This is a genomic window from Pararhodobacter aggregans, from assembly GCF_003075525.1.
In the GTDB taxonomy this organism is placed as follows: Bacteria; Pseudomonadota; Alphaproteobacteria; order Rhodobacterales; family Rhodobacteraceae; genus Pararhodobacter; species Pararhodobacter aggregans.
This window is the reverse complement of sequence record NZ_QDDR01000001.1, coordinates 721,800-743,012: the sequence shown is the minus strand read 5'-3', so window position 1 is coordinate 743,012 and position 21,213 is coordinate 721,800. Positions and strand designations below refer to the sequence as shown.

The window sequence follows — 21,213 nt, the reverse complement described above, 5'->3', positions numbered from 1 at the left end:
CCTCCGGCCAGTCGGCCCGGATCGGGAACACCATGAGCAAATATCACCCCCTCGACGTGCGCCACCCTTCGAACCGGGACCTCACGCGCCGCGACTACCTGCTGGACGCGATGCCCGCGCGCAGCGCCGCGCCCCAGCCCGCCCGTGCCTCGGGCGCGCGGACGGAAAAGGCCCGACCGGCCACCGCCGGCGTGCAGCAGCCCGCCGCCCCCTGGTCCAGCACCAGCGGCAGAAGCCGCACCGCCGCCACCCCGGCGGCCAGCCCGGCCCCGGGCAGCGCCACGCGCCGCGCCGAAAGCGCGCTCGGCGGGCTGATGGGGTTCCTGCGCTCGCTGATCATCTTCGGGATCATCGTGATCGTGCTGGCGCAGCAGACCGACATCCTCGATCCGTTGATCCTGCAGCTGCGCCTCTGGGCGCTGGATCTCGGCTTCCGCCTGCCCTTCTGACCCGGCCGCCGCCCCGACAAGTGTACTGAAATTGTAAGAATTTCAGGGGGGAAGCCAGAGCCGCCTTTTGCTATCCTCCGACCCTGCGCCCCAACCCGGCGCGGCGGAGAAGGGGCACCATGCGCAAGGGATCGGGGATTGCCGGGGCGACCATGCTCTTCGGGCCGCGCGACAAGGCGCCCGATCTGGTGCAGGCCATGCAATACCTGCTCGACGACCTGCGCAGCGAAGGGCGGCGCATCGCCGCGATCAAGCTGACCCCCTCGACGCTGCGGCTGCGCACCGACCCCTATGAGCTGGTGCTGACCGTGGCCGAGGCGCCGCTGCCCTTCACCTCGATGCAGGGCCTGCTGCGCCCGCCGATGGGCGAGGCGCCGGATTTCGCCCGCGTGCATCTGGGACGGACGCTGCGCATCCACCGCCACGCCATGGGGTTCCTCCTGCGCCGCCGTGGCGCACCGATCCTCGACCTGGACGAGGCGATGCGGACCCTCGCCGAGGAGGGCCGCTTCTGCCTGCTGCCGGTGATCGAGGCCACGGCGCCCTCGATGCTGGTCTGGCAACCCGGCGGCCTGGTGCTCACGACCGAGGAATTCCGCCGCGCCGGGGTCGATCTGCTGCTGCAACCGGGCGATGCCCGCGTGCCCCTGACCCCGCCCCGCAGCGACCGTCTGGCCCTGCCCCGCCCAGGCGCGAGCGCGCTGATGACGGACGCGTCCCCCCCCGACCCCGTCACCCGCCAGGACCGCGCCGACGCCGCCAGCCTCGGCCGCCTCTTCGGCAGACGCGAGCCCCCGGGGCGCGCGCCCCTCCTGCCCCGCCTCGACCGCGCCTCCGACCGGGTGACCGCCGCACTGCGCGACACCGGGCCGGAACAGAAACACGCCAACCGCCGGGCCGCCTCCCTCTGGACCAGCCTTCTCCCTGCCCTCACCGGCCTCGGCGGTGTCGGCTGAAACGGCCCGCCCTGAAAGACGGGGGAGGTGTTTCGCCCTCGTTGCCCGCTGCCGCGGGCGCCTCGGGCGACCAGCGGCGCGGCTTCGCCGCGCCGAAGAAAGGGGGGCCGTCTGCCCCCCTCTGCCCTGCGGGCATTCACCCCCCGAGAATATTTGAAGAACAAAGATGGGGCTTAGTACCCTCTTAATCTTCATCTTTGTTCTCTAAATATCCTCGGGGGTTTCCAAAGGGGGCCCGAGGGTCCCCTTTGGCGGGGGGTGAGCGGCGTCTCGGGAACGCGCCAGTGGCGCGCCTCTCGCCGCGAACGCCGCGCCCGTGGCGCGGCCGGGAGTCGAGGGGGCTGGCCCCCCGCTTCCTCATGGTCCGAGCGCGCTCACCCCAACAGAGCCGGATCAAACGGATACCGCGTCAGGTTCTCATACCCCGTCTCGGTGATCAGCACCTGTTCCTCGAGCTTGATCGAGAAATCCCCGCCCTCGGGCGAGACCAGTGCCTCGACGCAGAGCACCATGCCGGGCTCCAGCACGGCGTCGAAGGCCCCCGGGATCCAGCCGTCGGGATAGGGCACGTAGGGCCATTCATCGCAGAGCCCGACCCCATGCATCTTGCAGGAATATTTCTGCGCCCAGTATTCCGGTGCCAGCTGATGCCCGCCCCGCACCAGGTCCTCGATCGCGACGCCGGGTTTCAGCATCGCCATATTGGTCCGGATATGGTCCATCGCGTGCTGCATGGCCGAGACCATGGCGTTGGTCGGCCGCCCCTCGCCCACCCACCAGGTGCGGCTGATGTCGATGCAGATGCCGTAGCAGCCGATCAGGTCGGTGTCGAAAGCCACGATCTCATTCGGCTGGATGATCCGGGGCCCGCATTCCTGGAACCAGGGGTTGGTCCGGGGACCCGAGGCCAGAAGCCGCGTCTCGATCCATTCGCCGCCGCGGCGGATGTTGCCGCGGTGAAGCTCGGCCCAGACATCATCCTCGCTGACCCCGCCTTTCGGGATCTCGGCCCTGGCGAAGGCCTCCATCCCGGCCATCGCCGCCTCGCAGGCGTGGTGGGCGCAGCGCATGGCCAGGATCTCGTCCGGGCCCTTCACCGCGCGGGTGCGTTCGGTCACCTCCTCGCCTTCCAGCACCGCGAATCCCGCGCGTTCCAGCGCCCTGAGCCCCGCGACCATGATCTTGTCGACCGCGAGCCGCCGGTTCGCCCCGGCATGGGCCCGCATCACCTCGTCCACCTGACCGGCGAAGCCCCGGGCGGCGTCCTCGCCCTTGTCGCCGGTCACCGCATAGAAGAAGGACGCGCCGTGCCGCAGCTCCGCCACCAGCGGGTTGAAGGTCACGAGGAAGGGCGATTGCTTGTATTCCCAGACCACCATATGCCCGTCGGCGCAGACCAGACAGGCGCGGAACGGGTTGTGGCTGTTCCACAGCTGCATGTTGGTCGTGTCGGTCGCGTAGCGGATGTTCAGCGGGTCGAACAGCAGCAGCCCGCCGATGTCGCGCGCCTGCAGGGCCGCCACCAGCCGGTCCAGCCGGTAGCGCCGCATCCGCGCCAGGTCCGGCAGCGCCAGCCCCGCCTCGGCCCATTCGCGGAAGGCCAGCTGCGTGGGTCCGATCTCGACCCGGTCGTTGTCGTTCGGCGTGCCGTCCGCCAGCGTCTCGCCGCGGCCGGGGTCGATCTTGCGCCGGTCTCGGTAGTGGTCCATCGTCGCGCCTCCTGTCCCCGGGAAGCCTCGCGCGGGGCCGGGGGCGGGTCTGGCCTGAACGCGACCCGGAGCCCCGATCCCATGGCGATTTTGCACGATTCCCTGCCCTTCAAGGTCTGGATGGACCCGCGCCTGACCCGGCTGCCGGGGATCCTGCCCATGGACCCGGAGGATTGGCTGCGGGTGGACGAGGCCTATGCCGGGCAGATGGCGGAACGCGCACGGCTGATCGCCGGCGAGCCCGGGGCGGTGACCGGAGCCCTGCCCGGTTCGGAACCGGCGGTGGCGGAACTGGCCGAGGCGGTGGAGGCACGGTTGCCCGGCCTCGGCTTCGCCCGTGAGGGGGCGGCCTGGCGCTGCCCGGACGGGCGGCTGGTGGCGGATGGCGGCCCGGTGCTCGCCCGGCTGGGGCAGCTGGTGCAGGAGGATCTCTGCGTCATGGAAGCGGGTCCCGAGGGGCATCATGTCCTGACCGCCGCCGTGCTCTGTTTTCCCGCCAGCTGGACGCTGGTCGAGAAACTCGGCCGCGGCCTGCCCGGCATCCACCGCCCGGTCTCGGTCTATGACGAGGGGCTCGCGGCCCGCGTGCAGCGGCTGTTCGACGCGGTGCGGGTCGGGCAGCCGCTCTGGCGGGCGAATGTGCTCGATTACGTCGATCCCTCGCTCTACCAGCCGCGGTCCGAGGCCAACCGGCGGGAGAAGCCCGAAGGCCCGCGCGGTTTCATCCGCAGCGAACGGCAGGGGCTGATGCGGCTGCCCCGGACGCAGGCGGTGATCTTCTCGATCCACACGTATGTCGTGGCGCGCGAAATGCTGACGGCCGAGGAAGAGGCGGCCTTTTCGGCCCGGCCACGGTAGAGGCCGGGTCATGCGGGGGGCTGCCGCCCCCCGCACCCCCTGCCCAAAGGGGGGTACGCCCCCCTTTGGAAACCCCGTGGATATTTGAAGAACAAAGATGAAGATTAAGAGGGCGTTACGCCGACTTCTTTGCGCTGCAAATATCCTCGGGGGGTGAATTGGCCTTCAGGCCAAGAGGGGGGCAGAAAGCCCCCCTTCTTCGGCGCGGCGGCACGCCGCGCCGTTGGTCGCCCGAGGCGCCCGCGGCAGCGGGCAACGAGGGCGAAACACCTCGCCTATTCCGCCGCGTGGCGGGGCGTGCCGGGGGCCCCGCGGACGGGTGTCTCGGGGCGCTTTTCCGGGACCGAGGCGGGCGCGGCGGGGGCGCCAGTCGGGTCCCAGATGATCTCGGCATGGCGCACGCGGCCAGTGCGGCGCTTGAGCCTGCGGTCGTCGCGCGCGCGTCCCCCGGCCAGCGAGCGCAGGAAGGGCAGCACCGCCTTGAAGAAGGCCTCGACCCAGACCCGGACCGCCAGCAGCGCCGGGGTCAGCACCAGCGTCAGCACCGTCGAGACGCCGAGCCCGAAGACCACCGCCGTCGCCAGCGGTTTCCACCACATCGAGGTCGGGCTGTCGATCGTGTAGCCGCCATTCACGAAATCGATGGAAAGCCCCAGCATCATCGGGGCCAGCCCCGCCATGGTGGTGATCGTGGTCAGCAGCACCGGCCGCAGCCGCTGTTCCGCCGTGCGCACGATGGCCTCGAGCCGCGGCATGTAGCGGACGAATTCCTGATAGGTATCAATCAGCACGATGTTGTTGTTCACCACGATCCCGGCCAGCGCCACCACGCCCGTGCCGGTCATGATCATGGAAAAGCTCTGCCCCATCACCAGCATGCCGATCAGCACGCCCGCCGTGGACAGAACCACCGCCAGCAGCACCAGAATGGCGTTGTAGAAGCTGTTGAACTGCGCCAGCAGGATGATGAACATCAGCCCCAGCGCCGCGCTGAAGGCGACGCCGAGGAAGGCGCCGGTCTCTTCCTGGTCCTGCTGCTCGCCGGTCCATTGCCAGTTGACGCCGTCGGGCAGCGGCGTCTCGGCGGTGAGCCATTGGGTCAGCGCCGCGATCCGTTCCGAGGGCGTGACCGGCACCAGATGCTGCCCGGCCCCGGTAATTTCGGCCCGGGCCGCGCGCGCGGCTTCGGCCTCGGCCGAGCCCGCCGGATGCAGCCGCGGATCGACCTGCGCCGCCGGCACCAGCCGCAGGCTCTGCCCCCCGGCATCGACCACGCTCAGCATGGCGGGCGCGGCATCGGCCTTGACGTCGAAATAGCGTTCCTCGCCGTAGCGGTCGATGGTGCCGCGCAGCGCCACCGGGGCGCGGGTGACGAAGTTGGAGAGCGGCACCAGCCCGCGCGCCGTAGGCACCCGCAGCGTGTCCAGCGTCGCCAGCAGGCGGTCTTCCTCGGGCAGGCGGACGCGGATCTCGATTTCCTCGTCCGAGGTCTCGACCCGCATCGTGTCCAGCATGATGCCGCGGGTGACCAGCTGCACCATGCCGCCGACCGTCGCCACATCCGCCCCGAACCGTCCGGCCATCGCCGTATCGACGCGGATTTCCCAGTCGATGCCGGGCAAGGGGCGGCTGTCCTCGATGCCGGTGATGCCGCCGATCTCGCGCATGCGGGCCTGCACGATGTCGACCGCCTGACCCAGCGCGTCGAAATCCTGCCCGGTCAGCCGCAGATGGATCGGCTTGGCCGAGGCGGGCCCCCCCGACATGATCATGTATTCGGTGATGATCCCCGGGATCTGCTGGAAGCGCGCCTCCATCCGGTCGAGGATCGCCTGGCCCAGCATCTCGGGATGGCCGCCGCGCTGATCCCAGTTGACCAGTTCGAACTGGATCTGGCCGACGGCGTCGCGGGGCGCCTGCCCGCCGCCGGTGTTGGAATTGAGCCCGCCCGAGCCGCCGAAGGCGAAGCTCGCGGCGACGCCGGGTTCCTCCAGCACGATGGCCTCGACCTGGGCCAGCATGGCGTCCTTTTCGGCGAGCGACAGGTTGCCGCGGGCACGGACATAGACGATGCCCTGCTCGGGCTCGGTCTCGACGAAGAAATCGACGCCGTAATTGTTCTCGCCGTAATAGGTGAATACCTGCCAGACGGCGAAGACGATGGTGGCGGTGGCGACGAAGGGCATCACCGGATTGCCGACGATCAGCTTGGTGATCCAGCCGAACAGCGTGTGGCGATAGGTGGCGTCCACGGGTTTCGGCCGGGCCCGCGGCTTCAGCGCGTTCAGCGTGATCGACATGCCCGCCGCGCCCAGCGCCATGCCTAGCGCGCCGGGCACCACGGCCAGCGCCCCCATCGCCAGCCGCGCGGCCGGATCGGGGAACAGCAGCCCCGGGTTCAGCATCGCCACCACCCCGCCCGCCAGCAGGGCCAGCGCCAGCAGCATGACCGGCACGCGCGCCAGCCAGGGCAGGCGCCGCAGCCCCTGCGCGATCTGGTCGAAGCGCCGCGCGATGCGACCGGTGACGCCGCCCAGGATCGGCAGATAGATCAGCGCCACGATCAGCGACGAGGCCAGCACGAAGATCAGCGTGACCGGCAGCATGCCCATGAACTCGCCCGCCACGCCCGGCCAGAACAGCATCGGCAGGAAGGCGCAGAGCGTCGTCGCGGTCGAGGAGACGACCGGCCAGAACATGCGTTTGGCGGCCGTGGTATAAGCGGCCATCGGCCCCTTGCCCTCGGCGATCTGGTTGTCGGCGTATTCGGCGACGACGATGGCGCCGTCGACCAGCATCCCCACGGCCAGGATCAGGCCGAACATGACGATGTTCGAGATCGTCACCCCCATGATCCCCAGCAGAATGAAGGACAGAAGGAACGAGGACGGGATCGAGAAGCCGACCAGCAGCGCCGTGCGGGTGCCGAGCGAGGCCAGCACCACGATCATGACCAGCGCGATCGCCGTCAGCACCGAGCCTTCGAGCTGGTCGATCATCGAGGCGACCTGATAGCTGCGGTCGAGCGCGGGCGTCACATGGATGGTCTGTTGCAGCGCCTGGGGCCAGGTGGCGACCTCGGCGTCGATGGCGGCGCGCACCGCGGCCACCGTGTCGATCAGGTTGAAGCCCTTGCGCTTGACCACCTGAAGGGCCAGCGTCGGCTCGCCATTGAAGCGCGCCGTGCCGGTGCGGTCCTGAAAGGTCATGTGGATCGTCGCCAGATCGCCCAGCGTCACCGTGCGGTCGCCGTTCACCTTGATCGGCAGCTCGTAGATGTCCTGGATATCCTCGAACGAGCCCGGCAGCGACAGAGAGAAGCGCCCGCTCTCGGTTTCGATCTCGCCCGCGGCCACCAGCTGGTTGTTCAGGGTGACGGCGTTTATCAGCTCACCGGCGCTGACGTTGTAGGCTTCCAGCCGCAAGGGGTCGATCACCACCTCGACCATCTCGTCGCGGGTGCCCGCCACCTCGGCGCTGAGCACCGCGTCCACCCCCTCGATGGCGCGCTGCAGATCGGTCGCGGCGCGCATCAGGGTGCGTTCGGGCACATCGCCCGCCACCGCCACGATGACGATGGGGAACTGGCTGAAGTTGAATTCGTTGATCGTGTAACTGTCGGCGCCTTCGGGGAAATTCGTCGCCGCCCGGCTCATCCGGTCGCGCACGTCGGCGATGGTCGCGTTCTTGTCCCAGTCGAATTCGAATTCCAGCACGACCGAGGCATAGCCCTGATACGCCGTCGCCGTCATGTCGGTAAGCCCGGTCAGGCCCGAGAGTTCCTGCTCCATCGGCCGGACCAGCAAGGTCTCGGAATCGCTGGCGGAAATCCCTTGGAACGGGACCGAGATGAACAGCGCGGGCACCTCGATATCGGGCTCGCCCTCCTTGGGCAGGCCGACATAGGCCATGAGCCCCGCGGCCAGCGTCAGCGCCACGAAGGCCAGAACCATGCGGGCGCGGGCCGCGGCCCAGTCGATCATGCCCGACATCGCGCTATTCCTCCCCGCGGCGCGTCACCCGCACCTCGATCCCGTCGGTGACATATTCCTGACCGACCACGATGACATCGGCCTCGGTCGGCAGACCATCGACCCAGAAACCCTGCGGCGCGTCGCGCAGCACGCGCACCGGCTGGAAGAAGGTGCGGCTCTCGGCATCGACCAGCCGCAGGCCCAGCTCGCCCTCGTCGTTGATGGTCAGCGCCGAACCCGGCACCAAATGGCCGCGCGTCGCGGTGGCGGCGACCAGCATGTCGGCGCTCAGCCCGTCGCGGATGGCGAAATCGGGGTTCGGCACCGTCACCTCGACGCGGAAGGTCCGGGTCGCGGGATCGGCGGCGCGGGCGAGGAAGGTCACCTGCCCCACAACCTGCTCGCCGCTGGGCAGCTGCGCGCCCGCCATGGCCCCCACCGCCAGCCGGTCGATCTGCGCCTCGGCGGCATAGCCCACGATCAGCAGCGGATCGAGCTGGATCACCGTGGCGCAGAGCCCGCCCGCCTGCATCAGGCTGCCCGTCTCGGCCGGATCGGCCTCGACCAGCCCGGCAAAGGGCGCGGTGATGGTCAGGCGGTCCAGCTCGGCCTGCGCCGCCTCGACGCCCGCATGCGCCGCCTCGACCGAGGCGCGCGCGCCTTCGAGCGCGGCGTCGGCGCTGGCGGTGGTGTTCTGGGCGCGGAACCCACCCTCGGCCAGCCGGGTGGCGGTGGCGCGGTTCAGCTCGGCCTCGGCCAGACCGGCCTCGGCCCCCGCCAGCCGCGCCCGCGCCTCGGCCATCGAGGCCGCCCGGGTGCCGGGATCGAGTTCGCAGAGCACATCGCCCTCGGCCACCATCGAGCCCCGCGCCAGCGGCGACGAGATCACCAGACCCGTGGTCTGGGCCCGAACCTCGACCGAGCGCGAGGCGGCGGTGCGCCCGCGCAGAACGATGGCGCTTTCGAGGTCACGCTCGACCAGATGCTCGACGACCACGGCAAAGGGCAGATCCTCGGCCACCGGCGCGGCCATCGCCGCCCCGGCGGGCGCCGCAGCCTCGACCGGGGCGGGCTCGACGCCGACCCAGGACAGCAGCGTCTCGCGCTCCATCACGAACAGGTACAGCAACACCAGCACCAGCGTGGCGGTAATCAGCGGGACCACTCGCATGTCTACACCCATCCTTGCCCGGACCCATGCCCGGATTTCTCGCGCCGCCGGAAGCGTCACCCGCAAGGCGCAGACCCCGGCGCCCCGCGATCCACGCCCCTGGCGTGCGCGTGCCTTATATAGGCAGGCTATGGCCGGTGGATTACTCCCAGCCCCTTTTTTTTGCAATCGCGGCGCGCGGCCTGCCGCCACGTCACCCCGCCCCTTGCGCCCGGCCGCTGCCCCAGGGGCAGCCCTGCCCCGCGCTGACGTGAAAAGCGGCAAACCCACGCGGGGGTGATGGCGGCAGGCTTGGCAGCCCGGCCGGTCCGCGCTAAGAGGGGGACCAAAGCGCCGCGAGCCCGCCTCGCGGGCTGCCCAGCAGGACCCGGAGGCGAGACGTGAGCAACCCCGACAGCTTCATCGACGAGGTGAACGAGGAACTCAAGCGCGACCGCCTGTTCGCCGCCATGCGCCGCTACGGCTGGATCGCCATCGTGCTGGTGATCGTGCTGGTGGGCGGTGCCGCCTATAACGAATGGCGCAAGGCCCAGGACCGTGCCGCCGCCGAAGCCTTTGGCGATCAGGTGGTTGCCGCGCTCGACGTGACCGACCCCGAGGCGCGCCGCGCCGCGCTGGGCGGGGTGACGGCCGCGGGCGACCGCCAGGGCATCCTGAACCTGCTCATCGCCGCCACCGATCTGGCCGAGGGCGACCGCCCCGGCACGCTGACCGCCCTCGCCGCGGTCGAGAATGACGCGACTCTGCCGCTCAGCTACCGCCAGATCGCCGCGCTGAAGCGGGTGATGATCGGCGGCGCCGAGATTCCCGCCGACGACCGCCGCGCCACGCTGCAGGGCCTTGCGGCGCCGGGCGGCACCTTCCGGCCGCTGGCGCTGGAACAACTGGCGCTTCTGGCGCTGGAACAGGGCGACCGCGCCGCCGCGCTGCAACAGGCGCAGGCGCTGGCCCAGGAACCCGAATTGACCGACGGGCTGCGCCGCCGCGTCGCGCAACTGATCGTCCTGCTCGGCGGCGCCCAGCCGACCGATCTGGGCTGAGACGAGGGAGAGCGACCGTGAGCCTGACCCGCCGACACGCCCTGACCGGCCTTGCCGCCCTGATGGCCACCAGCGCGCTGGCTGCCTGCAACCGCGAGCGCCCGCTGGAAGGCGAGCGCGTCGACCTGCGCGCCCCCTGGGGCGGCAGCGACGCCGAGACCGCCAACCGCAGTCTGCCGATCTCGCTGCCCGGGCAAAGCGCCAATGCCAGCTGGAGCCAGCGCCAGGGCACGCCCGGCGGCCGCCCGGGTCATCCCGCGCTCTCGGCCAGCCCGCAGCTGATCTGGTCTACCCCGATCGGCCAGGGCGACAGCCGCCGCGCGCGCCTGACCACCGATCCGGTCTATGCCGACGGCCGCGTCTACACGCTCGACGCCCGCGCCCATGTGCAGGCGACCTCGCCCTCGGGCGCGGTGCTCTGGGGCACGGACCTCACGCCGTCCCGCGATGCGCGCTCCTCGGCCTCGGGCGGCTCGCTGGCCGTGGCGGGGGGCCGGGTCTTCGTCGCCTCGGCCCAGGCCTATCTGGCCGCGCTCGATGCCGCGACCGGGCAAGAGATCTGGCGCACCGATTTCGCGGCGCCGCTGACCGGCTCGCCCGCGGTCGCCGACAACCGGGTCTATGTCACGGCCATCGATTCGACCCTCTGGGGCCTCGACGCCGCGACGGGCCGCATCGAATGGACCCTGGCCGGCACGCCCGCGCTGTCGACCATCGCCCGCGGCTCGGCCCCGGCCATCGCCGGGGAAGCCGTGGTCTTCCCGACCCAGGCCGGGGAACTGACCGCCGTGCGCCGCTCGAACGGCGGGCTCCTCTGGACCACGGTCGCCGCAGGCCGCCGCACCGGCGCCGCGCTGGGTACGATCCCGGCGCTGACCGGCGATCCCGTGGTCGAGGGCAACCGCATCTATGCCGCGAACCAATCGGGCCGGGTCTTCGCCATGGACGCCCGCAGCGGCGCCACCATCTGGTCGGTCGAGGAAGGCGCCAACGCCCCGGTCTGGCCGGTGGGCGGCTCGGTCTTCCTCGTGTCCGACCAGAACCGCCTGCTCCGGCTCGACGCCAGCGACGGCTCGCTGATCTGGGCGCATGAGCTGCCGCTCTACACCACGTCCCGCGTGCGCCGCCGTCTGGCGATCTATCCGCAGCACGGGCCGGTCCTGGCCGGCGGACGGCTCTGGGTCGCGTCGGGCGACGGGGTGCTCAGGGGCTTCGATCCTGTCTCGGGCAACACCACCGCCGAGATCGAGATTCCCGGCGGCGCGGCCTCGGCCCCGATCGTTGCGGGCGGCATCATGTACATCCTCAGCCGCGACGGGGATCTGCTCGCCTACCGCTGAGCGCTTTACAAACGCGGCAGTCCCGCGTATCGGGGCGGCTTGCGCTGAACCCGAGTAGATCATGAGCTTCACCCTCGCCCTCGTGGGCCGCCCGAACGTGGGCAAGTCCACGCTCTTCAACCGCCTCGTCGGCAAGAAGCTGGCCCTGGTCGACGACCAGCCCGGCGTCACGCGCGACCTGCGCGAGGGCGAGGCGCGTCTGCACAACCTGCGCTTCACGGTGATCGACACCGCGGGGCTGGAGAATGTGACCGACGACAGCCTGCAAGGCCGGATGCGCCGCCTGACCGAACGCGCGGTCGAGATGGTTGATGTGTGCCTCTTCATGATCGACGCGAGGGTGGGGGTGACCCCGGCCGACGAGATCTTCGCCGACATCCTCCGCCGCCGGGCGCGCCACGTCATCCTCGCCGCCAACAAGTCCGAGGGCAACGCGGCCGAGGGCGGCTATCTCGAGGCCTTCTCGCTGGGTCTGGGCGAGCCCATTCGCCTGTCCGCCGAACACGGCGCCGGGATCGACGAGCTTTACCACGAACTCCTGCCGCTGGCCGCCACCTTCGAGGAACGCGCCGCCGCCGAGGCGCCGGAGACCGATGTCTCCATCGCCGAGGACAGCGAGGACGACAACACCGAGGGTGAAGAGGCCCCGGTCTGGGCCCCCACCGAAAAGCGCCCCCTCCAGGTCGCGGTGATCGGCCGCCCGAACGCCGGAAAATCCACGCTCATCAACAAGATCATCGGCGAGGACCGCTTGCTGACCGGGCCGGAGGCCGGGATCACCCGCGATTCCATCGCCCTGCCCTTCACCTGGAACCAGACGCCCATGCGGCTGTTCGATACGGCCGGGATGCGGCGCCGCGCCCGGGTGACGGACAAGCTGGAGAAGCTGTCGGTTGCGGATGGCCTGCGCGCCGTGAAATTCGCCGAAGTCGTGGTCGTGCTGCTCGACGCCCAGATCCCGTTCGAAACGCAGGACCTGCGCATCGCCGACCTCGCCGAGACCGAGGGCCGCGCCGTCGTCGTCGCGGTCAACAAATGGGACCTCGAGGACGACAAGCAGGACAAGCTGAAAGCGCTGCTCGAGATGTTCGAGCGCGCCTTGCCGCAGCTGAAAGGCGCGCCGCTGGTCACCGTTTCGGCCAAGACCGGCCGGGGGCTGGACCGTCTGCATGCCGCGATCCTGCGGGCGCATGCGATCTGGAACCGCCGCGTCGGCACCTCGCGCCTCAACCAATGGCTGGGCGCGATGACCGAGGCGCATCCCCCGCCCGCCCCCGGCGGCCGCCGCATCAAGCTGAAATACATCACCCAGGCCAAGACGCGCCCCCCGGGTTTCGTGGTGAAATGTTCGCACCCCGAGGAACTGCCCGAGGCCTATCGCCGCTATCTGGTCAACGGGCTGCGCGAACGCTTCGACATGCCCGGCACGCCGATTCGCCTGTTCTTCCGCTCGGATGCGAAGAAGAACCCCTATCAGGGCCGCAAGACCAGCCAGCCCTCGCGGCTGAAGAAGCACATCAACCCAGGGCGCTGAGCGCCGCCTCGGCGGCTGCGACCTGGGCGATGCCCTCGCCCCATTCCTCGCGCAACAGCGGCAGAGCCTCGCGCAGTACGCGCCGGGCCGCTGCCCCCTGCCCCGTGGCCGCCAGCGCCCGTCCCAGCGCGCCCCCGGCCAGCGCCGCGAAGCGCGCGTCCTGCCGGTCGCGCGAGGCCTTCAGCGCCATGCGGGCGGGCGCGATGGCCTCGGCGGCCCGCCCCTCGTCCAGCAGCGCCTCGGCCCGGGCCGCGCCCGCCGACCAGAGGGGTTCCGCCCCGCCCGCCTCGTACCAGGCATAGGCCCGCGCCGCGCCGACCCAATCCTCCAGCGCCATCAGGGCGTTGGATTGCCGGGCGAAGGCCACCGGCAGCCCGAACTCCTGCCCGACCCGCTGCCAGAGCGCCGCCGCCTCGCGATGCGCGCCGCTGCGGGCGCAAGCCTCGGCCCGGGCCGCGTGAACCGCCTCGGGCTGCGGAAAGGCCAGCGCCGCCGTCAGATCGGCGAAAGCCTCACCCGCCAGCGCCTGCTCCCGGGCGCGGTCGGGACGCGTGCTGCCATGGTCACAGGTCGTGGCCAGCGCCAGCAGATGCTGGCCGCTGACCGCCAGCACCCCGGCCAGAGGCGCACCGGACAGCCCGGCCATGGCCCGGGCCCGGACCAGCCGCAGCGCCCCCTGAACCGAGGGCGCCGGCATCTGCCCCAGCACCGCGGCCAGATCCGGCAGCACCTCGGGCAGGTCGATCACCATCGCCGCGCAGACCGCATCCAGCGCCGCCTCGCCGTCGCGCAGCGCCCACAGGGACCGGGCCAGCGCCAGGTTCAGCCGTGCCCGGTCCTCAAGGCTCGGCCCGTCAAAGGCCAGCGCCCGGCGCAGCCTCGTTGCGGCCGCATCCGGGCGGTGATGGGTTGTCAGCCTCTCGGCATCGGCGATCAGGGCAGCGACGGTTTCGACCATGACGGGCTCCTTGGGTATGCCCCACCCTGCCCCGCAGACGCCGTGCCCTGCTGTTCCCCGCGGCACAGCTTGATCTGGATCAAGGAGCCGCCGCCCCGGGCCCCGCATAGTTGTTGCCAATGCAACGGGGTTGGGCGGGAGCACACCATGGGCTTTTTCAAGAAACTGGACCGCGCAAGCGGCCTGATCGGCAGCATGGCCGAAACGCTTCACGCCGATCTCGGCCAGGGTCTGGCGGAAGGCAGGATTACCGGGCAGGATATGCGCAACGCGGTCATGGCCTGCATGGGCTGCGAAGGCTCGGGCGAGTGCGCCAATTGGCTGAGCGATCACGCCGCGGGCGCCGGGGATACGCCCGATTACTGCCGCAACCGGGCGATGCTGCATCGCCTGCGCGCGGACTGACCTGGGGGCGGGGCGGTGGCCGGGTGTGTTCCGGTGCCGCCTGTCCCGCAGGAGGAGAATCACGCTTCTGTAGATTGACGGTACCTTTTTCGTCGGCAAGGTGAGCCGGAAAACAGGAGAATCCGCCATATCTTCGCAATTCGTCATCTACCGGCGCTCGACGGGTGCAGACGCCGAAACCGTCTTTTCTCTGACCGGCGATTCGGTGCGGCGGCTGGCGCCCGATCCCTATCCGCCCGAGGTCGTCGCCACCTGGATGACCGGCCGCACGCCCGAGGATTACCGGCCCGATTGCGCCGCGGGCAAGGTCTGGATCGCCGAGGCGGATGGCGTGACCCTGGGTTTTGCCCTGGGTGAGCCGGGTGAGGTGAAACGCCTATTCGTGCGCGCCGATCATGCCGGACGCGGGCTGGGCCAGTCGCTGATGGAGCGCGCGCTGGCCGATGCGCGGGCGGCGGGTGACCGGCTGATCCGCATCGAGGCCACGCTGAACGCGGTGGCCTTCTACCGCCGCTGGGGCTTTGCCGAAGTCGGGCGCGGCGTTTTCCCGGGGCGCGAGGGTCTGCCGCCGATCGCCGTGGTCCTGCTGGAAGCGCGGTTCTGACCCCGCCTTCCGTCCAAAGGGACTTTCTTAAGTTTTCCTGAATGCGCGCGGCCAAGCCTTTGGAAAGGCTTGGCCGGTCGGGGTGTCCCACGCGGGGGACACCGGCACCGTCAGCGGATTTTCAGCGTCGCGAGGCCGATCAGGGCCAGGATCAGGCTGATGATCCAGAACCGGATCACGATCTGCGGCTCGGCCCAGCCCCGTTTCTCGAAATGATGGTGGATCGGGGCCATCAGGAAGACCCGTTTCCCGGTCCGCTTGAAATAGACGACCTGGATGATGACCGACATCGCCTCGACCACGAAGAGGCCGCCGACGATGGCCAGCACGATCTCATGCTTGATCGCCACCGCGATCGCCCCCAGCGCGCCGCCCAGCGCCAGCGAGCCGGTGTCGCCCATGAACACCGCCGCCGGCGGCGCGTTGTACCACAGGAAGCCGAGGCCCCCGCCCGCCAGCGCCGCGGTGAAGATCAGCAGTTCCCCGGTCCCCGGCACGTAATGCACGTCCAGATAGGCGGTGAAGTCGACCCGGCCGACCGCATAGGCGATCACCCCCAGCGTCCCCGCCGCGATCATCACCGGCATGATGGCCAGACCATCCAGCCCGTCCGTCAGGTTGACCGCATTGGCCGATCCCACGATCACCAGCATGGCGAAGGGCACGAAGGCCCAGCCCAGCGGGAGGAGCGCGCTCTTGAACACCGGCATGGCCAGCTGGCCGGTCAGCTCGGCCGGATGCAGCCACATCGCCACCACGGCGGCAATCAGCGCGATCACCAGCCCCGCCGCCATGCGGATCTTGCCCGAAACGCCCTTGACGTTGGACTTGGTCACCTTGGCGTAATCGTCGGCAAAGCCGATCAGCCCGAAGCCCCAGGTCACGCCCATCACCAGCCAGACATAGGGATTGTCGAGCCGCGCCCAGAGCAGGGTCGAGACGGTCAGCGCGCTGAGGATCAAAAGCCCGCCCATGGTCGGCGTGCCCTTCTTGGTCAATAGATGCGATTGCGGCCCGTCCTCGCGGATCGGCTGGCCCTTGCCCTGCCGCTTCCTGAGGAAGTTGATCAGCGGCTTGCCGAAGACGAAGCCGAAGATCAGCGCCGTGAAGAAGGCGGCGCCGGCGCGGACGGTGATGTAGCGAAACAGGTTGAAGCCGATGAAGGCCTCGGAAAATTCGGCAAGCCAGTAGAGCATCCTATTCCCCTGTCGGCTCTTCAGGTAGCGGGTGACCCAGATGGCGCAGCGCATCCACGACGCGGGACACATAGCTGCCTTTCGACCCCTTCACCAGCACGACATCACCGGGATGGACCAGGTGATGCGCCTTGGCGCCCAGATCGTCGGCCTGCGCGACATGCTTGCCGCGCTTCGATTGCGGTAGCGCCTGCCACAGGGCCTCCATCCGCCTCCCGACCGTGTGCACAAGGTCGGTGCGGGCGATGGCCGGGTGGTCGGCAATGGCGCGGTGCAGGGCGATTTCGTCGGGGCCGAGTTCCAGCATGTCGCCCAGGATGGCGATGCGGCGCCCGCCCGGGCCGGGCTGGGTCGCGGCCAGCACGTCGAGCGCGGCGGCGAGCGAGGCGGGATTGGCGTTGAAGGCGTCGTCGATCAGCGTGGCCCGGGCATCGCTGGCCGGATCGAGCAGCAGCACCTCGCGCTTGCCGCGCCCGGCGGGCGGCCGCCAGCGGCCCAGCGCCTGCGCCGCCAGCGCGAGGTCGAGGTCCAGCGCCCGGGCCACCGCCAGACAGCCCAGCCCGTTCAGCGCGAAATGCGGTCCGGCGTCGGCGAGCCTGAGCAGGTAATGCCCGCCGTCGATATCGGCCTCGGCCACCGTCGCGACCGCGGTCTGGCGGATCGCGGTCAGTGTCACCGTGCCCCTCAGGCCGAAGGACAGCGCCCCCTCACCCGCCGCCGCGGCCAGGATCGGGCTGGTCTCGAGATCGGCGTTGTAGACGCCGGTGCCGCCGGGTTCGAGGCCGAGGAAGATGTCGGCCTTTTCCCGCGCGATGCCCGCGAGCGAGTCGAAGGCCTCCAGATGGGCGGGGGCGATGGTGGTGACCATCGCCACATGCGGCCGGGCGAGGCGGGCCAGCGGCGCGATCTCGCCGGGGTGGTTCATGCCGATCTCGATGACGGCGAAATCGGCCTCGGCGGGCAGCCGGGCCAGGGTGATCGGCACGCCCCAATGGTTGTTAAAGCTGGCCTCGGCGGCGTGGACGCTGCCGAAAGCGTCGAACATCTCGCGCAGCATCTCCTTGGTCGAGGTCTTGCCGACGGACCCCGTGACGGCGATCACCTTGCCCTTGGCCCGCGCGCGCCCGGCCGCGCCCAGCGCGGTCAGCGCCGCCAGCACCTCGGGCACCACCAGGCAGGGGCCGGTCACGCCCTCGGGCACGTGGTCGACCAGCGCCGCCGCGGCGCCTGCGGCAAAGGCCTGGGCCACGAAATCATGCCCGTCCCGCGCCGCTTTCAGGGCGACGAACAGGTCGCCCGGGCGCAGGCTGCGGGTGTCGATGGAAAGGCCGGTCACCGCGAAGGGCGCGGTGGCGCTGCCGCCGGTGGCCGCTTCGGCCTCGGTATGGGTCCAGAGGCTCATGTCACAATGTCCCGTCAAGCGCGGCCACCGCCACGCTGGCCTGTTCCAGATCGTCGAAGGGATAGACGATGCCTCCGACCGTCTGCCCGGTCTCGTGCCCCTTGCCCGCGATCAACAGGGCATCGCCCGGCTCCAGCGCGTCAACGGCCCGCAGGATCGCCTCGGCCCTGTCGCCGACTTCGGTGGCTTCGGGCGCGGCTTGCAATATTTCTGCACGGATCACCGCCGGATCCTCGCTCCGAGGGTTGTCGTCTGTCACAAAAACAACATCCGCATTCTCGACCGCCGCCTTGCCCATCAGCGGGCGCTTGGTCTTGTCACGGTCGCCGCCCGCCCCCAGCACCACGATCAGCCGCCCCATCACATGCGGGCGCAGCGCCTTCAGCGCGGTTTCCACCGCTGCCGGGGTATGGGCGTAATCGACGAAGACCGGGGCGCCGTTCTGCCGCGTGGCGGCCAGCTGCATCCGGCCGCGCACGCCTTGCAGCGTCTCCATCGCCGAAATCGCCTCGGCCGCGTCGCCGCCGGTGGCCAGCACCAGCCCCAGCGCCAGCAGCGCATTCGCCGCCTGAAAGCCCCCGACCAGCGCCAGATCGACCTGCTGCGCCCGGCCCTTCCAGCGGAAACGCAGCGTCTGACCATGGGCGGTGAAACGCTGGTCGAGAATGCGCAGGTCGCAATCCTCGTCCTGGCCGACCTTGAGCACCGGCTGTTCGACCATGCCCAACAGGCGCCGCCCATAGGCATCGTCGGTGTTGATGACCGCGATCCCTTCCTCGGGCAGGAGGCGGGTGAAGAGCCCGGCCTTGGCGAGGAAATACTCCTCCATCGAGGGGTGATAATCGAGGTGGTCCTGCGTGAGGTTGGTAAAGGCCGCCGCCGACAGGCGCACGCCCTCCAGCCGCCGCTGGTCGAGGCCGTGCGAGCTCGCCTCCATCGCCGCATGCGTCACGCCCGCCGCCGCGGCCTGGGCCAGCAGCGATTGCAGCGTCACCGCGTCGGGGGTGGTATGGGCCAGCGGCATGCCCCAGGCGCCCTCGACCCCCGTGGTGCCGACATTGATCGCGGCATGGCCCAGCGCGGTCCAGAGCTGGCGGGTGAAGCTGGCGACCGAGGTCTTGCCGTTGGTCCCCGTCACCGCCGCCATCACCGAGGGCTGCGCGCCGTAGAAAAGCGCCGCCGCCATGGCCAGCGCCGCGCGTGCGTCCTCGGCCACGACAAGGGCTGCCTGCGGGTGGCGGGCCAGCGTCTCGGCGGCGATCTGGACGCCCTGCCGGTCGGTCAGGATGGCCGAGGCCCCCATGCGCAGCGCCGGGTCGATGAACTCGGCCCCGTGCACCCGGCTGCCGGGCAGCGCCGCGAACAGCGTCCCGGGCCGCACCGCGCGGCTGTCGAGCGTGATCGCCGTGATCGGCGCCCGGGAATCGCCGCTTTGCGCGGTAAGTCCCAGCTCTCCCAGGGTCTTGTCGGTCATCCTGGTCCCCTTGCCCGTCGGCGTCAGCCCGTCTGGGGGATGCCTAACGCAGCTGCATGCCCGCTTCAATCTCTGCGGGGGTCTGCGGGCGCAATCCCAGCATCGGCGCCACCCGGCCGATCATCTGCGCCACCACCGGCACCACCGTCCAGCCCGCCGTGCGCCGGTTCTGGCCGGCGACAAAGATCGTCGGCTCATCCATCGTCACCACAAAGACATAGCGGGGGTCGTTCATCGGAAAGGCCCCGGCAAAGGTGGCAACGGTACGGTCCTGATAATAGCCGCCCTCGGGACGGACCTTGTTGGCGGTCCCGGTCTTTCCGCCCACGGCATAGCCGTCGACATCGCCGAACGAGGCCGTGCCCTCGGTCACCACATCACGCAGCATGGTGCGGATGATGCGCGAGGTCTCTTCGGTGATGACCCGCTGCCCCACGGGCGCGTCGGGGCGGCGCAGCAGCGTCGGCTGCACCAGCGTGCCCCCGTTCACCATCGCCGCATAGCCCGCCGCCAGATGCAGCGGCGTCATGGTCATGCCGTGGCCATAGCTGATGGTCATGGCCGAAAGCTCCGACCAGCGCGCCGGGTATTGCGGGCGCACACGGCCGGTTTCGCTGACCTCCAGCGGCATCTGGTCCAGAAGGCCCAGACGGCGCAGGAAGTTCTGCTGCTGCTCGGCCCCGATCATCTGGGCGATCCGCGCGGTGCCGACGTTCGAGCTTTCGACCAGCACGTCGGTCACCGACATCGAGGCGGGCATCGAATGCATGTCGCTCAGCCGGAAGCGGCCGAAGCGGATCGGGCCGCGGGTGTCGATCATCGTCTCGGGCGTGACCATGTTCATGTCGAGCGCCTGGGCCACGGTGAAGACCTTCATCACCGAGCCCAGCTCGTAAAGCCCCTGCACCGCCCGGTTGAACAGCGGCGAATCGGCCGGATCGCCGGTCAGTGCCGGCGCCGGGCGGTCGTTCGGATCGAAGGTCGGGGCCGAGGTCATGGCGACGATCTCGCCGGTATGCGCGTCCATCAGGATCGCCGAGCCGCCGTTGGCGTTATACATGGCGATGCCGTCTGCCAGCACCTCCTCGACCGCCGCCTGCACGCCAAGGTCCAGCGACAGGGTGAGCGGCACGTCGGCCAGATCGGCGTCGCTCAGCCGCTGGTTCTGGGCGTATTCGAGGCCGGCAACGCCCTGGATCTCGGCCGCGGTGACACCCTGTTCGCCATAGGTCGTGCCACCCAGCACATGCGCGGCCAGCGTCCCGTTGGGATAAAGCCGCATGTCGCGCGGGCCCAGCAGCAGGCCCGGCTCGCCGATGTCATGCGCGGCCTGCGCCTGTTCGGGCGAAACGCGGGCCCGGATCCAGTCGAAGCGGCGGTTGGGATCGGTCAGCCGCGCGGCCAGACGTTCCTCGTCCAGATCGGGGAAGATCTGCACCAGTTCATGCGCGGCGCGGCGGCCGTCGACCATGTAGCGCATCTCGGCGTAAAGCGAATGCGTCACCAGGTTGGTGGCGAGGATATTGCCATTGCGATCAAGCACATCGGCCCGTTCGCCCGAGATGCTCTCGCCGACATAGGGTTCGGATTCCACGACCGGCGAGGCGGCCAGCATCCCCATCTTGGCGCCGATCGCCGCATAGCCCGCGAAAAACGCGGTGGCGAGGAACAGCAGCCGCCATTCCGCCCGGCGGCGCCCGGCGTCGCGCTGCTGCTCGCGGCGCAGGCGCAGGTTTTCCTTCTCGATGGTCAGCGGGTTCACGCCCTGGGCGCGGGCATCGAGGATGCGGGCCAGCGGGCGCAGCGGCAGGCGGTTCACAGCGTATCCTCCGGGCCGGTGCTGGCGGCGGCGCCGATCAGCGGATAAGGGATCTCGTCAACCTGGCCGAATTGCCCGCCTTGCAGCGGCAGAAGGCCCAGGCGCTCGAAATTCATCTGAGCCAGCGCCCGCAGGCGTTGCGGGCGGTTGAGATAGGCCCATTCGGCGCGCTGCACATCCAGCGCCTCGTGCAGCGCGCGGATCTCGGCGCGCAGGCCCCGCACGTCGCGGATCGCCACCTGGGTCTTCTGGTTCTGGTCATAGGCCCAGATCGCCAGCCCGATCACCCCGAAGGCCGTCAGCAGATAGAAGAGCGCGCGCAAC

Annotated in this window: 17 protein-coding genes; 8 read left to right on the top strand and 9 right to left on the bottom strand. The window is 70.2% G+C overall.

Translation table 11 applies throughout. The annotated features are described in order from the left end of the window. Positions 1-32: 32 nt before the first annotated feature. A complete protein-coding gene (locus DDE23_RS03640; protein ID WP_133239515.1) occupies positions 33-449 on the top strand; it encodes a hypothetical protein in 417 nt (138 codons plus the stop codon). A 119-nt stretch (positions 450-568) separates the two neighbouring features. Further along, positions 569-1,405 (top strand): hypothetical protein, encoded by an 837-nt coding sequence (locus DDE23_RS03635; protein ID WP_107750004.1) that lies wholly within the window; start codon positions 569-571, stop codon positions 1,403-1,405. Between the two features lie 374 nt (positions 1,406-1,779). Here the strand turns inward: DDE23_RS03635 and dddP are convergent, their stop codons facing one another. Beyond that, positions 1,780-3,114 carry a dimethylsulfonioproprionate lyase DddP gene (dddP, locus tag DDE23_RS03630; RefSeq protein ID WP_107750003.1) on the bottom strand — a complete coding sequence of 445 codons (1,335 nt, stop codon included), beginning with the start codon at positions 3,112-3,114 and terminating at the stop codon, positions 1,780-1,782. An 81-nt stretch (positions 3,115-3,195) separates the two neighbouring features. Between dddP and DDE23_RS03625 the strand changes: the two genes are divergently transcribed. Then, positions 3,196-3,972 carry a heme-dependent oxidative N-demethylase family protein gene (locus DDE23_RS03625; RefSeq protein ID WP_107750002.1) on the top strand — a complete coding sequence of 259 codons (777 nt, stop codon included), beginning with the start codon at positions 3,196-3,198 and terminating at the stop codon, positions 3,970-3,972. Positions 3,973-4,247: 275 nt separating this feature from the next. On the opposite strand, the gene DDE23_RS03620 is transcribed toward DDE23_RS03625, so the two are convergent. Both DDE23_RS03620 and DDE23_RS03615 read right to left on the bottom strand, forming a co-directional pair. After that, positions 4,248-7,964, bottom strand: a complete 3,717-nt coding sequence (locus DDE23_RS03620) for an efflux RND transporter permease subunit (protein WP_107750001.1) — start codon at positions 7,962-7,964, stop codon at positions 4,248-4,250. A 4-nt stretch (positions 7,965-7,968) separates the two neighbouring features. Next, positions 7,969-9,117: an efflux RND transporter periplasmic adaptor subunit gene (locus DDE23_RS03615; protein ID WP_107750000.1), complete on the bottom strand. Its 1,149-nt coding sequence runs from the start codon at positions 9,115-9,117 to the stop codon at positions 7,969-7,971. A 380-nt stretch (positions 9,118-9,497) separates the two neighbouring features. On the opposite strand from DDE23_RS03615, the gene DDE23_RS03610 reads away from it, so the two are divergent. From DDE23_RS03610 to der, 3 genes are all read left to right on the top strand, one after another. Then, the gene (locus DDE23_RS03610) at positions 9,498-10,157 is read left to right on the top strand and encodes a hypothetical protein (RefSeq protein ID WP_107749999.1); all 660 of its coding nucleotides are present in this window, start codon (positions 9,498-9,500) and stop codon (positions 10,155-10,157) included. 17 nt (positions 10,158-10,174) lie between these two features. Then, on the top strand, positions 10,175-11,497 hold the full coding sequence (locus DDE23_RS03605; protein WP_107749998.1) for an outer membrane protein assembly factor BamB family protein: 1,323 nt from the start codon (positions 10,175-10,177) through the stop codon (positions 11,495-11,497). A gap of 61 nt (positions 11,498-11,558) precedes the next feature. Further along, positions 11,559-13,031, top strand: coding sequence for a ribosome biogenesis GTPase Der (der, locus tag DDE23_RS03600; RefSeq protein WP_107749997.1), 1,473 nt, complete (start codon positions 11,559-11,561; stop codon positions 13,029-13,031). Here the strand turns inward: der and DDE23_RS03595 are convergent. Next, positions 13,015-13,989: a tetratricopeptide repeat protein gene (locus DDE23_RS03595; protein ID WP_107749996.1), complete on the bottom strand. Its 975-nt coding sequence runs from the start codon at positions 13,987-13,989 to the stop codon at positions 13,015-13,017. The two genes, der and DDE23_RS03595, sit on opposite strands and share 17 nt — an antisense overlap. A gap of 147 nt (positions 13,990-14,136) precedes the next feature. On the opposite strand from DDE23_RS03595, the gene DDE23_RS03590 reads away from it, so the two are divergent. Beyond that, positions 14,137-14,394, top strand: coding sequence for a DUF6455 family protein (locus DDE23_RS03590; RefSeq protein ID WP_107749995.1), 258 nt, complete (start codon positions 14,137-14,139; stop codon positions 14,392-14,394). 100 nt (positions 14,395-14,494) lie between these two features. Beyond that, positions 14,495-14,998 carry a GNAT family N-acetyltransferase gene (locus tag DDE23_RS03585; RefSeq protein WP_133239514.1) on the top strand — a complete coding sequence of 168 codons (504 nt, stop codon included), beginning with the start codon at positions 14,495-14,497 and terminating at the stop codon, positions 14,996-14,998. A 110-nt stretch (positions 14,999-15,108) separates the two neighbouring features. Here the strand turns inward: DDE23_RS03585 and mraY are convergent, their stop codons facing one another. From mraY to ftsL, 5 genes are read right to left on the bottom strand one after another with little or no spacing between them, the layout of a single operon-like run. Further along, entirely contained in the window at positions 15,109-16,194 is a 1,086-nt protein-coding gene (mraY, locus tag DDE23_RS03580; RefSeq protein WP_107749993.1) for a phospho-N-acetylmuramoyl-pentapeptide-transferase, read from the bottom strand. Position 16,195: 1 nt separating this feature from the next. After that, positions 16,196-17,596: a UDP-N-acetylmuramoyl-tripeptide--D-alanyl-D-alanine ligase gene (locus DDE23_RS03575; protein ID WP_107749992.1), complete on the bottom strand. Its 1,401-nt coding sequence runs from the start codon at positions 17,594-17,596 to the stop codon at positions 16,196-16,198. A gap of 1 nt (position 17,597) precedes the next feature. Next, positions 17,598-19,070 (bottom strand): UDP-N-acetylmuramoyl-L-alanyl-D-glutamate--2,6-diaminopimelate ligase, encoded by a 1,473-nt coding sequence (locus tag DDE23_RS03570; RefSeq protein WP_107749991.1) that lies wholly within the window; start codon positions 19,068-19,070, stop codon positions 17,598-17,600. 43 nt (positions 19,071-19,113) lie between these two features. Then, entirely contained in the window at positions 19,114-20,889 is a 1,776-nt protein-coding gene (locus DDE23_RS03565) for a peptidoglycan D,D-transpeptidase FtsI family protein (protein ID WP_107749990.1), read from the bottom strand. Continuing rightward, positions 20,886-21,212, bottom strand: coding sequence for a cell division protein FtsL (ftsL, locus tag DDE23_RS03560; protein WP_107749989.1), 327 nt, complete (start codon positions 21,210-21,212; stop codon positions 20,886-20,888). The genes DDE23_RS03565 and ftsL overlap by 4 nt, the downstream gene beginning before the upstream one ends. Between the last annotated feature and the right edge of the window lies 1 nt (position 21,213).

Excerpts from the sequence above, each read along its gene's own strand:
- DDE23_RS03640 (WP_133239515.1), top strand. The coding sequence starts at position 33 with ATGAGCAAATATCACCCCCTCGACGTGCGCCACCCTTCGAACCGGGAC.
- DDE23_RS03635 (WP_107750004.1), top strand. The coding sequence starts at position 569 with ATGCGCAAGGGATCGGGGATTGCCGGGGCGACCATGCTCTTCGGGCCG.
- dddP (WP_107750003.1), bottom strand. The coding sequence starts at position 3,114 with ATGGACCACTACCGAGACCGGCGCAAGATCGACCCCGGCCGCGGCGAG.
- DDE23_RS03625 (WP_107750002.1), top strand. The coding sequence starts at position 3,196 with ATGGCGATTTTGCACGATTCCCTGCCCTTCAAGGTCTGGATGGACCCG.
- DDE23_RS03620 (WP_107750001.1), bottom strand. The coding sequence starts at position 7,964 with ATGTCGGGCATGATCGACTGGGCCGCGGCCCGCGCCCGCATGGTTCTG.
- DDE23_RS03615 (WP_107750000.1), bottom strand. The coding sequence starts at position 9,117 with ATGCGAGTGGTCCCGCTGATTACCGCCACGCTGGTGCTGGTGTTGCTG.
- der (WP_107749997.1), top strand. The coding sequence starts at position 11,559 with ATGAGCTTCACCCTCGCCCTCGTGGGCCGCCCGAACGTGGGCAAGTCC.
- DDE23_RS03595 (WP_107749996.1), bottom strand. The coding sequence starts at position 13,989 with ATGGTCGAAACCGTCGCTGCCCTGATCGCCGATGCCGAGAGGCTGACA.
- DDE23_RS03590 (WP_107749995.1), top strand. The coding sequence starts at position 14,137 with ATGGGCTTTTTCAAGAAACTGGACCGCGCAAGCGGCCTGATCGGCAGC.
- mraY (WP_107749993.1), bottom strand. The coding sequence starts at position 16,194 with ATGCTCTACTGGCTTGCCGAATTTTCCGAGGCCTTCATCGGCTTCAAC.
- DDE23_RS03575 (WP_107749992.1), bottom strand. The coding sequence starts at position 17,596 with ATGAGCCTCTGGACCCATACCGAGGCCGAAGCGGCCACCGGCGGCAGC.
- DDE23_RS03570 (WP_107749991.1), bottom strand. The coding sequence starts at position 19,070 with ATGACCGACAAGACCCTGGGAGAGCTGGGACTTACCGCGCAAAGCGGC.